We start from the raw sequence: 16,894 nt of genomic DNA, 5'->3' as shown, positions 1-16,894 counted from the left end.
TTCAATGATAGTAGGTAATACATAGTAGTGATGTAGCAGAGGGATTAGGTCGTTGGGATTATTAATAAAATACTCATTTGCCCTCTGCTATTCCTCTTCAATTGCTTCGAGAATGTCCATCAGTTCGCCGAACTCTTTGTTGCCGGGTTGCTCCTCGTCGCCACCGCTTAGGGCGATTCCGCGAACGGGTAGGTCTGCTAACAGGTTGTGAACATTTTGGGCTGAGATGCCCGTTCCTAACAAAATCGGATAACGGGATGCGAGCCGTTGGAGAGTAGCTTTTAATTCGTCGTCCAGATGAAGCGGGCCATTGCTTTCAATCAGGACATAATCAGCTCCGGCAACTCCGGTATGAAAAAGCGTATCGAGTTGATCGAGCGTTATTTGCGATAAATCGACCTGGAGGATTAGCGGTTTACCAAACGTGCCCAGATAGGGCAATAAAGCGGCTTCGGCTACCTGCAAAACATCAGGCTGGTAGGTTTCTAATAGTTGCTCAATCACTTCAGGATCAGAGGCTGTCGTTTCGCCTACAATCTGAATCCCTGCCACCCAACCTCTGATTTCCTCAAATTTTTTCGGCTCTATATAATCCAGCGAATCGACATCCATCGAAAAGCCGAGCATGTCGACACCCATACCTGCGCAGTATCGGGCATCGCTGAGGTTAGTCACATTGGAGATTTTAACGAGTGTTTTGAGCGCCATGATTTTGATGAGCAGTAACGGGTCGCGAAGTTACGATTCACCGCGTATTGTGATACGCCATTTATTGGCTTTTTTAACTATTCGACTCACTTTGTAATCCAGTCATTGATCCAAGCAAAAGCCTTCCAGTTTATACCAGAAGGCTTTCATTCGAATCAAACCGGCATGCCCGGTATATTAACGCATGGCTACATTCGGCTTGAATTTCTCAGCCACTTTGTTTTGAATGGGCTTCAGCGACTTCAGATAGGTGTAGATAGCCCCTAAATCCTTTTCTTTCATACCTCCATACATTGTCCAGGGCATGATGGTCTGGAAATCATTCGGGCCTACTTTGTGTGCTTTATAAGTGCTGTCAGCATACGACCTGAATCGAGTAATAAATGCTTCTTTCGTCCAATTCCCGATACCTGTTTCCTTATCGGGTGTAATATTGGGCGTATACAATGTTCCGCTTGGCATTTTGAACTCTCGTCCGCCGGCAAACGACTTTTCTTTGATAATCTGACCTTGATCAACCTGCGTGTGGCACTCTACGCAACCAGCGATCATCACCAAATATTGTCCTGTAGCCAATTCGTCGGTAGAGTCAGGCATAGGTACAGGTTCAGCTTTTTTGGGAATAGTGTTCAGAATAAAATTGAACGGAAAATCCGCTTTCGACTCGGCTGGTTTGTTCTCGATTGGTTTGAGCGTACGTAAATACGCGACAATGCTCTTTACGTCTTCTTCGTTCATTTTGCCATAATATGGGTAAGGCATAACCGGGAAAAAAGCGTGTCCATCGCGGCTTACTCCGGTGGTTATAGCCCGGTATATTTCGCCGTCAGTCCAGTCTCCGAGGCCAGTTGGGGTGATGTTTTTCGCAGTAAACGAACCCGGAAATCCCATTTGCTGAGAGAATAACTCACCGCCTTTCCCATGCGTGCCAGGCACCAGAGGTCCCGAAAATAAACTATAGTCGCGGGTGCTGTGGCAGTCGATGCAGACGGTCACATGATTGGCCAGGTATTCACCGCGTGCAACACGGGCTGGGGTTCGTTCTACCTTGAGGTCTGGTGCATCGCCCACATTCGGAAGCGCGATTTTAACATACGCCATGGCTCCAACGACAACAACAGCGATAACGCCCAGCACAATGCCGACCCATTTTAAAACTTTTTTCATAAGTAACTTGGTTAAAAATTAGAGGAGTTTAATTAATAGAGCACGATAACCAGCAAATCAAATATAAAATGACTTACGTTTATCACTATCTTATTAAAAGGTCGTCATCTATTGTAAACTAATCTAAATTCTAGCCAATTCTCTTCTAAGCGTTTCGCCCAATGAGCTTATCGAAGCGATCAAGGAAGTATTTTTCGGATCGAAGTCGCCTGATTATGAGAATATTATAGGTATTAATATCGAATCAACGACAAAAGCGACTCTGCTGCTTACCGCCCCAGCCGAAAAACTCTTTATCAGTCCGCTCACCGTCGACAGCCATTGTAAGGATTTACTAGCCAAATTCTAGGTCAACACATGACATTATTAATCAAATTTACCGTTGATAATCAATTAATTTGATTAATTCATTTTTCCGTAATTGTCTATAGACTCAACTGAAACGACACCTTTACCGCAAACGGAGTTACGGCTGGATTTTGCCGGTAGGTTAGTCGATGCATGGCTTCAATACGCAATACTTTAAAGACATTTTCAACGCCATACCCCACTTCAGCGTAAGGTGTGCTGCTCAATGATCGCACAGGTGGAATTGGTTTTCCGCTGGCATCATGCGTAGCAATTAGGGTACGGTTTTCCTCACTCAAATGACCCCACAATACCTTACCCGTTACAAACGATCGCCACCCCCAGCGACGAATCAGCGGAATTCGGTTGGTGAGTAACCCATCAAATTTGTGTTCTGCTGATACCGAAACATATCGGTCGCTAACAAATTCAGCGTAGTTCATCAGGTTGAAGGCGTTTCGGTTATAAAAAGGAGTCTGATTCCCTAAATGCATTTCCAATAGTGGATACGGTAACGTCGATGGACTATAGCCTGCCCGGACGGTATATTGTGTGCGCCCAAACAGCCCCCAGCGAAGTGTCTGATCCAGTTGAAGTTGCCACTTGTGGTAAGTCCCAATACGACTTCCCTGATACGATGAGGCTCCCAACGTATATCGAAGTGTGACAATGGGTGCGGATTCTGTAGGGCGACGACGAACACGACGGCCCGTAACCCGACGATTTGGCAGCCGTCCTGGCGCATACCGTGTTTCCAGAAAAATTTCCCGACTCAACAGGTCGGAGCCAGAGGAACCAATCGATTGTGGTTCTCCTGTTTGGTTGATCGCAAATGGGAACAGCAGGCTCATCGTTCGAACTCGCGCGCCAATCGTCTGCGTAAAATCGGTGCCTAGATCACGTTGGGCGGTCAGGGCTGTTTCACGTTGGTAATAGGCTTGCCGATAAGCACCGAACCGGCTGGTGATTTTAAAAAACGAGTTGTCGGCTACATCTTCCTGCCGAAATCCCAGCCGTTCCAGTTCGTAGCTATGTCGTAAGGTAATCAGCGTTAAGGGTTGCCGAGCCGGAATGAAATTAACCTCCCAACCTGTTTTCCATATCTTATCCCGTGTACCATAAGCACCGTACGCCGACAATTGCCAGGTGCGGCTAAAGGCATTATTTGTTTGTACGCCCATACGCAGTCGATTACCTTCAATAGGATTATACGCCCACATCGAATAAATCGAGCCCAAATCCAGGCCGCGCACGAGTGGCAAATAGCCCCCATTCAGCAAAAATTGGCCAACTTTCGTGTAGGTTTTCACAATCGGCAAATTCCGAACGGTATCCAGCATAGCGCGGGTCTGATCGAACGTTTGCGACGGCTGCGATTGCTCCCGTTTAGCTGGCCAGTAATCTGCCGGAGCCTGCGCGCGATCCTCGGCCAACTCAACTTCTGTGGTAAAGAAATCCGTAGGTTTGGGCTGTCCGACTAATGGCTGGTGAACCGATGAGCGGTAATCGACCGTCGCGCCAAACGTATGCGGAACAAGTTCACTGACCTGAATGGTCAGATGAGTTTTTTCAGGGAGCCAGGCTTTACCTAATTCATCGGCGAGTTCATACGTCTGATCGATATCGATCTGGTTGATAAAGTTGATGTTCGTTGCCGTTCCCGTACGGGCTTCGATACTCACAAGGGCGTACGAAACTGTATCGATCCACATTTTGCCACGAAACGCCAGATCCCGCTCATTTTTTGGATCAAAGTCAATACCGTAACATATATGATTTCCGACTCGGGTTGTATCGGCCAGATAATAAGTATAGGCAGCACGACCTCCATCAGCCAATGGCGAGATGAATTCTTTCTGAAATAAAGCGACCTGATTTTTATAGAAATTCAGTGTATTGAACCCCGCACCCGTAAACTGAGCCACGTAGCTATCGTCGGTAATGCCAACGCTGCTGATGTTTGTCTTCTGAATCTGCTCTTTCGTGTGCTGCGGATGCTGCCGGGCGTACATGCGCGATACGGTTTCTGACAAAAACACAGGCAATTCAGAGGCCTTTTTACCACCTTGCTTTTCTTCAAGCGCCCGCAGAATAGCCCGAACAGGTTTCCGTTGCCGAAAGCGTTCATCCAGTTGATTAATACGAATAGCCAGCTGGTTATACGATTCGTATTCATAGCCACTTAACTGACTGAAATCGTTTTGTTTACGATGCGAGTGGATTCCTCGTAAAATACGGAATGCTGGATTTTCGCCCGCGCGTACAACGATTTCCTGCAACTGAGCAGCGGATGGGGCTAAGACAATCTTCATAGCTGTTGTCGTCGCAGCAATCGAAGTCGTTTGATAACCCAACGCCGATACCAGGAGAGAATCAACAGCCTGTCGTACGGGTAGTTGAAAATGACCATCGACATCGGCCTGTGTACCAATTGCTTTTCCTTTTACAGCGACCGACGCAAAAGGCACGCCCTGCCCCGTCGCTTTATCAGTGATTTCTCCCGAAATGAAACCCGAATTGGCCGGGACCTGCCCTATTACTGTTGACAAACTCAACAGCGTAACAATGGCACATTGCCCTACGAACCACATCCATTTTGGCCAATTCGGAATCAGTTGATGCCTTTGATGTGGATATTCATGCTTAAGAGGAAGTAAATTTTTCACGTTCATGTTGTTTACTGATGGCTATGACCATTCAACGTCGATTTCCCCCCACGCGCCAATCTGAAACTGATCTAAAATAGTAACCAGCAGGATGCCTTAAGGTCAAGTCGACGCAACAAAGCTCTGGCGATCAACCTCTCTTAAAAAGTAGGGAATGTCTGAAATGGAAATAACCTGTAGTCAACAGGAGGAATAGCCGCATGAATTGGAAGCCAAATTTGTCAACAGCGGCTATTATGTGAAGTAGATTCAGTCTATTACAAAAACGCTTTTAGTGCCTTAATCACTTCGTCCGGCGATTCTTCCGGTGCATAATGACCACTGCCGGAAATGAGTTGCCCCTGAATAGTAACCAGGCCGCTTTCTTTGAAACTGTTCAGGTATTCATCCAGATCACCGTATTCTTTTTCTCCTCTCAGATAAAGTACAGGCGTCTGAACTGGCTTTCCTTTGGTCTGCTCATTATCTTTTTCATCCTTTGGAAACGTTCGATACCATTCGAAAGCCGTGTGGAGTGCATCGTAACTGGCATAAGCTTGGGCGTAAATAGTGCGTGCCTGTTCACTAATTTTTTCCGGCTGGGCGGAAATGGTATCGAAGAAGTAATCGAAGAATGGACGTTGTCGATCAATTACCAGTGTTTCGGGCAAATCGGGAATGGCGTTGAACGCGAAATGCCAGATTCTTGGGTTTTGTTTTACCTGCTCCCAGGGATCTACGGCTGGCACTACTACATTCATGATTACCGCTTTAGCCAACGAGTCAGCATATGCGTGAAGATACGCATAGGTGATCATCCCACCTGCATCATGCCCCACAAGCGTTACATCGTGTAGTCCCATAGACTTGATAAGTCCGTTTACATAACGGGCAATAGTTTTTTTGTCATTGTCAGCAATTTTCTCAGACTGTCCAATACCGGGCAAATCGATGGAAACGGCATAGAAATCAGAGCTTAGTCCAGCCATTACTGTCTCGAATGCCTGCCAGTTTTCGGGAAAACCGTGCAGAAACAGGACAGCCGGTTTATCGGCCGAACCAGTCGTAACAACATGTAACGAAATATCTTCAACAGAGATTTGTTGATGCTGAAAATCGGACTGAACGGTTGTGTTCGAATTAGCTGGACTTGTCATGGCTGAGCATCAGGTTATGGATCAAATCAAAATCCTTTTTGTCGATTTCAAAAAAGCCAAAACGGAATGTATACCCCCAGGATTTCTTGTTCTGAATAAAATCAAGCTTGGGAATCAGTGGCTGAATGGGTATATCTTTTGCATCGTAAAACGTTACGTTTCGCCGAAAGGGGGTGAAAGTTTCGGTCATGGCTTGCTGATAAATGTTATCGTCGCTGACCTGACCAATTGCCGTAAATGCCTGAAGTTTTTCATCTTCTTCCAACACCTTTTTAGGCGAATAAAAGACAACCCAATCGTGGGGTTTCAGACGTTTCAAAGGGGCTTCCTTTCCGTGATTCACCTGCATAAATCCGCCGGAAACACCCCGCATCACATGATCTTTCGAAGCGACAACTACCCAGTATTTTGGTGGTTCACTCATCACTTTCAGCCATTTACATTCCCTGGTTAGGGTTAACCGTTTCTCCGCCAACCTTGTTATGAAGCATCACTGAACTTTTCCAATCCAGTGAAAAGTTTGATTATCAGCAGTGAACATAAAATCGCTTTCAACACAGGCCTGTTATGATTATGCAACGGTATACACCAACGGACTATCTAAAACCGTTCATTAAAGCGTTCCTGATTATTGAAAGCGATACAGAACTGAGGAATCGTGTGGTGCCGGATACGTCGATTGTAATGGCCTTTCGCTACAAAGGAACGGTGACCAGCGTTTCTGAAAATCAGTTTCAGAGTATGCCTTCCTCGGCCGTTTCAGGGCTCCGAAAATCAGGGCGCATATTGGTCTATGCGCCGAACACAGCTACCTTACTTATTCTCTTTCAGGAAGGCGGGGCAGCGGCTTTTTTTTCAGAACCGCTTCACGAATTGTTTGGGCAAAGTATGGCGTTAGACGATCTGATTCCGCACCGAATCGCACTCACCATTGAAGAGCAACTAGCTGAAAGTCAGACAAATTACCAACGGGTTAATCTTGTCGAACAATTTCTACTATCCAGATTGATTAAACCCACTACCGAACCGCTGATCACTCAGGCTATTCGTCAGATCAAAACGGCTCATGGACACACAGGTATGAAATCCCTGGCCGATTCTCTGCATATCAGCCAGGATGCCTTTGAAAAACGGTTTCGACGAATAATTGGCACAACTCCAAAACAATTTGCCGCCTTGGTCCGATTTCGACATCTACTCAGTACGCAGACGTCCGAACAGCGACTGACGGAACTCGCCTACGAATCGGGTTACTTCGATCAGGCCCATTTTATCAAAGATTTCCGCTCATTCACCGGCCAGGCTCCGCACGATTTCTTCAAGTCGTCACTGTACTGGTAAATCACTGATTTTTTACAATTCTGTGCGTGCAAACCCGTCTACTTTTGGCCTATAAACAAGCCAATAAATGGACACTACGGAACACAACAAAGCAACTGTACGACGACTGTACGAACAGATCGTCTATTTAGAGAACCTCGACCTGCTGGACGAGATTTTCGACGAAAATTATACGGGCGTCGGCATAGGGAACGGCCCCTCTGCCTTCGCCGACGCCATAAGGCAGCTTCAACTGGCATTCTCCGATCTTGTATGGACCGTTCACGATGTATTTGCGGAGGGCGACAAGGTGGCAGCACGATGGACTTGGAAAGGCACTCAGACTGGGATGTTTAGAGGATTTCCTGCCAGTGGCAAAGTCATTCAGAACGATGCCAATGTTATTTACCAATTCCGAAACGGTAAGATTACCCATTCCTGGCTGCAAAGTGATCGGCTGGGCGTTCTACAACAAATTGGTGCTATTTCCTAAATTAGTTGACGTGATTTCGGAACATGTTTGATTTCGAAATCACGTTCGTTCACAAGCTTAGTTGCATCTAATCAGGCATTTAGTTTTCTTGCGGGTGTGAACTCTTAACAAACTCCAATGGAATCTCAATCCTACCCTGAACAACAACATCCGTTTCTAACAGCCGATGAAGTCAAACGCGAACAGGCTGCTTTCATGACACAAGTCTACGGCTGGATGACCGTCGCCCTGCTCATTACTGCCTCCGTTTCGGTTTGGGTGGCCAGTACACCAGCCGTACTGGAAATAATTTTTGGCAATCGTATCGTTTTCTACGCACTATTACTTGGCGAAATCCTACTCGTCATGTCGCTCTCGGCAACGGTCCAGCGAGTATCTGCGCAAACGGCCACGGCCATGTTTCTGGGCTATGCGGTTATGAATGGCCTCACGCTGGCATCGATTTTTATCCTCTATACGGGCGGTTCAATCGCGTCGACGTTTTTCGTTACAGCGGGAACCTTCGGGGCAATGAGCGCTTATGGCTATTTCACCAAACGCGACCTGACTTCACTAGGTGGTTTTCTGATGATGGCAGTAGTCGGATTGATCATTGCTTCAATCGTAAACATATTCTGGCAAAACGAGACGCTTTATTGGGTCGCTACCTATGCCGGCGTTCTGATTTTTGTTGGATTGACGGCTTATGATACCCAGAAGATCAAAGAAATGAACATAATCGGCAATGCGGGTACGGACGAAGATCGCAAAGAAGCTATTATGGGTGCTTTACGACTTTATCTGGATTTCATCAATATGTTTCTTTACCTGCTGCGTTTATTCGGTCGCCGACGATAGGAGTTAACATCTCGTAGGCGGTCAACGCTCTTGTTTCTACACGGCTTTTCATAAATCGACATTATCCGTCCGTTTCTGAAAAGCCGTGTTTCTTTATTTACCTATATCTGAAATGAGTAATAGGAGCAATAGGTAGGACTTTATATATTATATATTGGGTTTTACCTAAACTCTGAACGATGCGCTCGAACTGGTCTTATTTTTTTCACCTACCAAACCTATCTAAACTCGTTCTTGCCACCTTGTTTGGGGTAGGGTTTGGGCTATCACTCTATGCCCAATCGACGGTTAAATCAGTGTCTTTATTCGACGGTAAAACCTTGACTGGCTGGAAAACTGTTGATCCCAAACACACATCCCTCTGGTTCGTCAAAGACAGTGTTCTCCGAAGTGGCGACGGCGTAAAAAAGATACCCGAAAACACGTATCTGCATACCATAAAGGAATACGGGGATTTTGAATTTCGGTGTCTTTTTCGATTGTCCGGCGATTCGAAAACCGGCATGATTAATAGTGGCATTCAATACCGTTCTCTGCTGGAAGGTGGCAAAATCGTTGGCTATCAGGCTGATATTGGCAACGGGTATTGGGGTGATATTTACGACGAACACCGTCGGGAAAAACTAGTCGGTGGCGATTTGAGCGTTCTAAAACACATTTTAAAAGAAGATGGCTGGAATAGCTACATCATCCGTTGCAAAGGCAAACACCACGAATTGTACATCAATGGGGTTAAAACTGCCGACTATATAGAGCAGGACAGTAAAATTCCCCAGAAAGGAGTTATTGCCGTTCAGATTCACAGTGGCGGAGTGGCCCAGGTCGAGTTCCGCGATCTGACCATCACTGAATTATAATTACGTTAACCAACTGACATCCTATTCCCATGCTTAACGCTCGTTTAATCGTTCTTTCGATTTTCCTTGCCAGCCTGCTCTCGCACGTAGATTGTCAGGCACAAGCTCCCAAAACCAAGCCAGCCCAACCAGCTCCTGATCAGGAAAAAGTGGATCGTGACTACGCACTGGAAGCAACCATGCTCGGTTTTTTTGCGAAAGATGGTGCCCGAAACCCTACACTGAAAGCCAATAAGGGCGATCGTGTTCGGATTACCATTACCAATGGCGAAGTGATGACGCACGACATTGCGCTGGAAAAACTAGGAATGAAAAGTAAAACGCTTCAGGAAAAAGGATCAAAGGCGAGCATTACGTTTACTGCCGATAAAAGCGATACGTATTACTGCACGGTTCCCGGTCACAAAGCGGCTGGTATGGTTGGAAATTTTGAGGTGATCGAAGGGGCTATTTCGGATGCGACCGTTGCCGGGCAAGTTCCAATGAAAGATGGTCAACCGCTCAACCTGAACTTCGAAACAGGAACCTTGAAAGATTGGACAGCCACGGGAGATGCGTTCACGTCTCCGATTTTTGCGCAGGATGATCCATCGCCGGTTCATGAGAAAGACATGCATATTGGCTTCACCGGAAAGCATTTTCTGAGCAGTGGCGGCACGACAAACTACAAACAGATCGGTACGCTTACCTCAGTTCCTTTTAAAGTTACCCAACCCTATGCGTCGTTCATGGTATCGGGTGGTGCCTTGCAGGATACGCGTGTCGAACTTGTACAGGCTAGTACCAATAAAGTCATTTTTCATAGTACTGGCCAGGGCCGTGCTACGCTTCAGCCGGTTATTGTAGAGTTACAACCCTATCTGAATCAGGACATTTTCATTCGAATTATTGATAACGAAACGGGCATTTCGCAGATTCCATACATTCCGAACGACAAGTGGGCGCACATCAATTTTGATGATTTTCAGTTTTATACAACTCGCCCCATATTCCCCAACGAGCTGAAACAGAAGGACATCATCATTCTCCCTCCACTCGATCCTGTCCTTAATGCTGGTCTGTCAGGTATCAAAGCCGCTCAGGCCATGACGCCCCCGAAAGGATTTAAAATTACGCTCGCGGCTGCCGAGCCAGACATCGTCAAACCCATCTGCTTCACTATCGACTGGAAAGGTCGACTTTGGGTCGTTGAATCGCATACGTATCCAGTTCCCGCGCCTGAAGGTCAGGGACGCGACAAGATTTTCATTTTTGAAGATACCAATGGCGACGGTACGTTAGACAGCAAGAAGTTATTTACGGAAGGACTCAATCTGGTCAGTGGTATGGAAGTGGGTATGGGTGGTGTTTGGGTTGGGGCTGCTCCTTACTTACTATTCATTCCTGCCGATTTCAAAACGGATAAGCCAACGGGTCCACCGCAAAAACTGCTCGATGGCTGGGGCACGCAGGATACGCACGAAACGCTCAATAGCTTACGATGGGGGCCTGACGGTTGGCTCTATGGCACGCACGGCGTATTTACGCATTCAAACGTAGGGAAACCGGGCGCGCCCGATTCAGAACGGACGAAATTGAATGCTGGTGTCTGGCGGTATCATCCAACCACGCATCAGTTTGAGCTATTTGCCGAAGGAACCAGTAACCCCTGGGGACTCGATTTCAACGATTACGGCCACGCGTTCATTACCGCCTGCGTGATTCCACACATGTATCACATGATTCAGGGCGGGCGCTACCAGCGTCAGGGCGGTAAACATTTCAATCCATATACGTACGACGACATCAAGACCCATGCGGATCACGTACACTGGCTGGGGGAACGAGGGCCGCATGCAGGTAATTTTCGATCGGGTTCGGCAGGTGGTGGTCATGCACATTCCGGAGCAATGATTTACCTCGGTAATAGCTGGCCAGCTCAGTACCGCAATGATATTTTCATGAACAATATCAACGGCGCCAAGCTGAACAATGACCACCCTGCTCGGGCGGGCTCAGGATACATTGTCTCGCACCGCCCGGATTTTATGGCGATGAACGACTCGTGGTCGCAGTGGTTGAATATGAAATATGATCCGAGCGGTTCAGTTTGGGCCATCGACTGGTACGACAAAAACCAGTGTCATAGCTCAAATCCAGACGTTCACGACAAAACGATGGGCCGGATTTTTAAAATTACCCACGAGAATGATAAATGGGTACAGGCTGACCTTTCCAAAGCGTCGGATATGGACCTGGTGAATTATCAGCTCAACGGCAACGACTGGTACGTGCGGCAGGCCCGAACGCTTTTACAGGAGCGTGGCCCAAACAAGAAAGTACACAAAGCGCTAAAAGAAATACTGGCAAAAAACCCGGATGAAACCCGCAAACTGCGCGCACTTTGGGCACTCCATGTAACGAAGGGAATTACGGAAAAAGAATTGACCGATTTGCTGAGCAACGAAAGTGAATACGTCCGAAGCTGGGCGATTCAGTTATTGGCCGAAGACAAAACCGTTACACCAGAAACCCTGAAACGATTGGTTGAGTTAGCCCAAAAAGATAATTCAGCCCTGGTACGGATGTACCTGGCTTCGGCCATGACTCGCATCGATCCAACCCAACGCTGGGACGTTTTAGATGCGCTCGTTCAACGTTCGGAGGACAAAGACGATCACAACCAACCGCTTATGCTATGGTATGCTTCCGAACCGTTGGCTGCTATCGATATGAAACGGGCGCTGGCCATGGCGCAGAAGTCGAAAATGCCGAAGCAATTGCCTTATACGATTCAACGAATCGGTGCCATCGGAACCGACGACGCTAAAAAGTTGCTGAAAGAATTTAATGACCGCGTGGGTAAGCTGGAGCACTCTCACGAAAATCACGAGATCCAGACACTGATTGCGAAAGTGTTGGGAGAATAAAAGGGAATATTAGCTATGAACACAGGAAAAAATAGAAAGAGTCGCTATATACTGACGGGTTTACTCCTCTCCTGCTGGCTAACAAATGGGTATAGTCAACAGGATAAATCCTTGTTTGAGGTGCGTAAACAGCAGGCTACGGATACTAAAGCACCTGCTAAACCGGTTGTTCCGTCGGGAGAATTTAAAAAGACTAAAATCACGGGCGATTTCATCTCGGAAGGTGTCGCCGTTGCCGATCTTAATAAAGATGGGAAGCTGGACGTTGTTGCTGGTTATTACTGGTTCGAAGCCCCCAACTGGACTCGTCACGAAATGGCTCCCTCCCGCACCTTCGACCCACGTAAGGAATACAGCAATTCGTTTCTGGACATGGGAATGGATGTTAATCAGGATGGTTGGCAGGATGTCGTGATTGTCGATTTTCCCGGTTTACCTGGTTTCTGGTTCGAGAATCCGAAAAACAATGCATCTGGAGTTTGGAAAAAACACATTCTTGCCGATTCGATGGGAATTGCCAATGAGTCGCCGGGGTTTATCGATATTGATGGCGACGGTCGGCTCGATATTCTGTGTGGAGACAAAGCGAAGAAGCAGATTGTCTGGTTAAAAGCACCTTCCAAACCGGGAGAAACGGAGTGGAAACGATTTCCGCTCAGTCAGGAGAATGTGCCTGGAACCGAAATTTTCTCTCACGGTATTGGCTATGGCGACATCGACAAAGATGGTCTGAATGATGTAGTCGTTCGGGAAGGCTGGTTCAAAGGAACCGCCGACAAAAAAAGTGGCAATTGGGTATTTCACCCGGCCAATCTGGGCGAGCCCTGTTCGCACATGCAGATAATAGACGTAAATGGCGATGGCAAAAACGACGTCGTCAGTGCGTCAGCCCACGCGCTGGGCATCTGGTGGCATGAACAGATTGTGGATGAGCAGGGAAAAATCAATTTCAAAACGCACCTGATGAGCAACACCACCGCTCAAACGCACTCCTCCATCATGGCGGATCTGAATGGCGACGGTCGCAAGGATTATATTACTGGCAAGCGGTTTCTGGCCCACCACGGCCGCGATCCCGGCGACGCTGATCCAGGTATTCTTATGTGGTTCGAGTTTACGCCCGGCAAGGAGCCTTACTACAAAGAGCACATCATCGACAACGATTCCGGCTCCGGCCTTAACATCGTTGCACAGGACATGAACGGCGATAAGAAAATCGACATCGTCATAGCCAATAAAAACGGCGTGTTCCTATTCGAGAATAAGATCAAGTAAGTAAACAGGAGCCATCCCGAATTTGGCAAGAGTGCTTAAATGTCTCCTTGGGTCGTGTTGGCACCAATACGCCCCCAAAGTCAGAAAGAAGATCCATTTGTCTTGAAACCCTAGGTCACTGACAGTTCTAAAGCCATCTTACCTCTGTTTTAGAACAAATTTCATCCCACCTTATCTTCTTGTTACACTATATACGTCCGTTTATATTGTAACAAGCGGACAAACCGAACACTTACGAATGAATGCATAAAGTGGCTAGCTTTACACAAAGCAGATTATAAAACAGTTTTACAAGCCTTGACACCAGAATCGACCGGAATCATAGGGTGGCTTGTCAAGTCTATAGAGGATATCCGTTCAGATGGTTTGGTAAGGGACGCTCACATCGATCAATTTACTATCTACCCTGCTGCTGACCAGAAGGGGATCTTTCAAACGGTTTGTCAAATCGTAAATTTAGTAGCGAAATCAATTAGGAACTACGAAACCACAGGAGTCGGAGTCTATTTACATCTGGACCTTATCAGCAATAGAAGGGTGTTAAAAAAGGCCCCAAAAGATCTTACTGAATTGATAAGCTTGATAGACATACACTATGTCCCGGAGATTATTATTTACAAGCCGGTTGAATCAGTGGACGTGCCTTTAAATGAATTTTACAGAGCGCCTATCCGATTTGAAATGGATCTGTCAGAGGGCAACGTAATTGTCCTTTACAAAGAATGGAGGGCGCATACTGAGGAGGAGTTCCAACGAGAAATAAACTTCATAGTAACTGCTGATAATTAGACTCTAGCTAACATAAAAGAGATTATACAACAGCTCTCTAATGCCGAAATTTTCATGTAAATGCAGCCATATCATACCTATTGGAGAGATCCCTACTCCTGATCAATGGAACATGATATCGGATATAGAGTATGATTCATTCGCAGGCTCAATCGACTCAGAACAGCTCTATTCAAAAATGAAAGTTGTTTTAAAGTGTCCAGTTTGCGGACGATTATATGTATTTTGGAATGGCTGGCAGGCAGACCCCACCTGTTATGAAAAGAGTTTAGACTAACATAATGCCACTTATACAACAAGAATGAAATTGTAAACCTCTTAGTCTTAGAAACTTCACAGACGTACCTATCATGAAGTATATGAAAATTAGCCCAGAATATGATTGCTGCCCTATATGGTTAAGTGAAGACGGAGAGTTATACTATAATGCAAGTGTTGAGAGTTTGCCTTTTAATAATTCTTTGAAACAAAAGATTAATGCTTATGCTAGAAAGTTTAATGAAACGCTAAACCAAGAATATCCTCCAAAATCAAGCTTTAAATCAGCATACGAGGAGCTTTCATTTGAATACTTAGGGCTTGAAATTTGGAAAGAAATAGAAGATAATTATAAAGGTGTTTACCTCTTTACTAGTTACGTTAGTTACTCTTTAGGTATAATCTATAGCAATAATGAAAGATTTCTAATTGATTTAAAGGATAAATTTCGGAACATTATTAACCAAAATAATTGAGCAGTGGCACAAATATCTTTCTACGCATAAATTAGATTATGCTAAGAGCTATTAGATGATTGAACTTAGTTAAATCTCTTTACATAATTCGTAGTTATAAAACAGGTCTAGGAGAAGTACAATTCATAAACAATTTAATGAAGACTTTTTAAATATTCAGTGAAGCTATCTGCGACTAAAAATAAATTATCACGAGTTGGATTTCCTTGTGCATCCTCGTTATCTATCTCATGATCATAAAAATAAACTTTGCCGTAGCTTTCTCCTTGGTTCGCATCTAGGCAGATATAGTTTCCACCTGGATCTTCTCCAACAGGGATGATACCTAAAGGAAACCGCTCAGCGTAGTAATCTAGTAGATAGTCGATATTAAGATGACTCTTTTCGAAAGACAGACCGAAGAAAACACTGATGGAGTCAAATCCTTGCGAACTGTTAATTAAGAACCTGTTTTTCATGGGTATACCCCCATTGTATGTAAGCAAAAACGATTCATAGTCAGCAGGTAGTTTAGAGTTTATCTTCTCTTCAAGATTGTGGATATCGTCGCGACTGGTACTACCGTATTGTTTCTTAAACTCCATATGCTTTCTTAAAGAAACACAATTATAATTATCTGTCGCCACAAGGTTTATATTGTACTTCTCCTAGACCTGTTTTATAACTACGAATATGTTAGTCGATAAAAGCTAGAAACAACCACACCCTGCGAATGTCAGTATAACTCTAAAGTACAATGAAGCTGATTAATCTAGTTGACGAAATTAAAGAAAGTAACGATGCAGCGGCCTTGATTCAAAGGGAATTAGGCACTGATATTTTTGAGTCGATCGATCTCTGTATGAAAGATTCGATGTCACTAGACTCAGAAGTTAAACTGTTCGATTCAGATTTAATTTCTGACAGGATAAACTTTCAATTAGATGGGGTCAACTATGTAAATCTCTGCCCATTTGATATGTTCCTTGAACTTGTTGAAGAAGCTAAAAAGTTACCTCAGTTTCCTACCACCTTGAGCATTGCTGAACGCTTCATGGATTACATAGAAAATGATGCCTAATTCTGCTGTATAAGTGCGTTTATGTTAGCCAAGAGCAATTGACTACTTGATTTTGAGCAGTTTAATTAAAGAGTTACTGGTCCCCAAGACACATGAATATTTAATGATTTTGCTTTGGTAAAGAACTCATCTTTCTGGTATGGACCGTATAACTCCTTCTGACTAACATCGATGATGTAGAATCGATCAGTTGAGTGATAGGTATTCTTTTTCAAATCGATTAATCTAAAATCAGGATCAGACAGCCGAGCACTATCGGCTTGCCAAGCACAGATGAATTTACCGTTGCTGTAATATTTCCTTAGACTAAAGAGCGAATTTACCCCTTTGATATCGGAGAGTAGCGCGTTGGCTCCATCGCCTTCATTGACCCATACATAACCTTCTTCTACGGTCTGCGAATAATCCGACACGCCTGCTCCGCAAGAAGCAGCAAAGAAAACCAAGCAACAAAAGACCAATTTTCTCATTGAAAGCTGTTGTATAATCTCTTATATAGTACGTTTGAACAGGTTTGAAAAATACTCAAAAAAACAGTTATTCCTCTGTGATTTGAGCCACCAGCCTGGGTAAGTCCGATGTTATATTAGCCAAA

The 16,894-nt window shown here is 45.3% G+C and carries 16 protein-coding genes; 9 read left to right on the top strand and 7 right to left on the bottom strand.

Annotated features, from left to right (window positions below; translation table 11 throughout):
- Positions 1–87 precede the first annotated feature (87 nt).
- The 5 genes from ACYVE4_RS00475 to ACYVE4_RS00455 all read right to left on the bottom strand — a co-directional run bounded on the left by ACYVE4_RS00475 (position 88) and on the right by ACYVE4_RS00455 (position 6,449).
- Positions 88–708, bottom strand: a complete 621-nt coding sequence (locus ACYVE4_RS00475) for a beta/alpha barrel domain-containing protein (RefSeq protein WP_460994807.1) — start codon at positions 706–708, stop codon at positions 88–90.
- A 177-nt stretch (positions 709–885) separates the two neighbouring features.
- Positions 886–1,875 (bottom strand): c-type cytochrome, encoded by a 990-nt coding sequence (locus ACYVE4_RS00470; protein ID WP_460994806.1) that lies wholly within the window; start codon positions 1,873–1,875, stop codon positions 886–888.
- A gap of 425 nt (positions 1,876–2,300) precedes the next feature.
- Positions 2,301–4,889 (bottom strand): DUF5686 and carboxypeptidase-like regulatory domain-containing protein, encoded by a 2,589-nt coding sequence (locus ACYVE4_RS00465; protein ID WP_460994805.1) that lies wholly within the window; start codon positions 4,887–4,889, stop codon positions 2,301–2,303.
- A 257-nt stretch (positions 4,890–5,146) separates the two neighbouring features.
- Positions 5,147–6,025 (bottom strand): alpha/beta fold hydrolase, encoded by an 879-nt coding sequence (locus ACYVE4_RS00460; protein WP_460994804.1) that lies wholly within the window; start codon positions 6,023–6,025, stop codon positions 5,147–5,149.
- Entirely contained in the window at positions 6,009–6,449 is a 441-nt protein-coding gene (locus ACYVE4_RS00455; protein WP_460994803.1) for an EVE domain-containing protein, read from the bottom strand. The genes ACYVE4_RS00460 and ACYVE4_RS00455 overlap by 17 nt, the downstream gene beginning before the upstream one ends.
- A 143-nt stretch (positions 6,450–6,592) precedes the next feature.
- Here ACYVE4_RS00455 and ACYVE4_RS00450 point away from each other — a divergent pair, with 143 nt between their 5' ends.
- The 8 genes from ACYVE4_RS00450 (at position 6,593) to ACYVE4_RS00415 (ending at position 15,239) form a co-directional block, all read left to right on the top strand.
- On the top strand, positions 6,593–7,366 hold the full coding sequence (locus ACYVE4_RS00450; RefSeq protein ID WP_460994802.1) for a helix-turn-helix domain-containing protein: 774 nt from the start codon (positions 6,593–6,595) through the stop codon (positions 7,364–7,366).
- 67 nt (positions 7,367–7,433) lie between these two features.
- A complete protein-coding gene (locus ACYVE4_RS00445; protein WP_460994801.1) occupies positions 7,434–7,838 on the top strand; it encodes an ester cyclase in 405 nt (134 codons plus the stop codon).
- 117 nt (positions 7,839–7,955) lie between these two features.
- Positions 7,956–8,675: a Bax inhibitor-1/YccA family protein gene (locus tag ACYVE4_RS00440; RefSeq protein ID WP_460994800.1), complete on the top strand. Its 720-nt coding sequence runs from the start codon at positions 7,956–7,958 to the stop codon at positions 8,673–8,675.
- Positions 8,676–8,854: 179 nt separating this feature from the next.
- The gene (locus ACYVE4_RS00435) at positions 8,855–9,532 is read left to right on the top strand and encodes a 3-keto-disaccharide hydrolase (RefSeq protein ID WP_460994799.1); all 678 of its coding nucleotides are present in this window, start codon (positions 8,855–8,857) and stop codon (positions 9,530–9,532) included.
- Positions 9,533–9,561: 29 nt separating this feature from the next.
- A complete protein-coding gene (locus ACYVE4_RS00430) occupies positions 9,562–12,441 on the top strand; it encodes a PVC-type heme-binding CxxCH protein (RefSeq protein ID WP_460994798.1) in 2,880 nt (959 codons plus the stop codon).
- Positions 12,442–12,456: 15 nt separating this feature from the next.
- On the top strand, positions 12,457–13,716 hold the full coding sequence (locus tag ACYVE4_RS00425) for an FG-GAP repeat domain-containing protein (RefSeq protein WP_460994797.1): 1,260 nt from the start codon (positions 12,457–12,459) through the stop codon (positions 13,714–13,716).
- Between the two features lie 297 nt (positions 13,717–14,013).
- Positions 14,014–14,505, top strand: a complete 492-nt coding sequence (locus ACYVE4_RS00420) for a hypothetical protein (protein ID WP_460994796.1) — start codon at positions 14,014–14,016, stop codon at positions 14,503–14,505.
- 350 nt (positions 14,506–14,855) lie between these two features.
- Positions 14,856–15,239 carry a hypothetical protein gene (locus ACYVE4_RS00415; RefSeq protein WP_460994795.1) on the top strand — a complete coding sequence of 128 codons (384 nt, stop codon included), beginning with the start codon at positions 14,856–14,858 and terminating at the stop codon, positions 15,237–15,239.
- Between the two features lie 134 nt (positions 15,240–15,373).
- Here the strand turns inward: ACYVE4_RS00415 and ACYVE4_RS00410 are convergent, their stop codons facing one another.
- A complete protein-coding gene (locus ACYVE4_RS00410) occupies positions 15,374–15,823 on the bottom strand; it encodes an SMI1/KNR4 family protein (RefSeq protein WP_460994794.1) in 450 nt (149 codons plus the stop codon).
- A gap of 152 nt (positions 15,824–15,975) precedes the next feature.
- Between ACYVE4_RS00410 and ACYVE4_RS00405 the strand changes: the two genes are divergently transcribed.
- Positions 15,976–16,299: a hypothetical protein gene (locus tag ACYVE4_RS00405; protein ID WP_460994793.1), complete on the top strand. Its 324-nt coding sequence runs from the start codon at positions 15,976–15,978 to the stop codon at positions 16,297–16,299.
- 65 nt (positions 16,300–16,364) lie between these two features.
- Here the strand turns inward: ACYVE4_RS00405 and ACYVE4_RS00400 are convergent, their stop codons facing one another.
- Positions 16,365–16,769, bottom strand: coding sequence for a DUF3997 domain-containing protein (locus ACYVE4_RS00400; protein WP_460994792.1), 405 nt, complete (start codon positions 16,767–16,769; stop codon positions 16,365–16,367).
- Positions 16,770–16,894 lie beyond the last annotated feature (125 nt).

The sequence above is a fragment of the Spirosoma harenae genome (assembly GCF_054776975.1).
The sequence above is the reverse complement of the archived record's forward strand: the minus strand, read 5'-3'. Positions and strand labels throughout refer to the sequence as shown.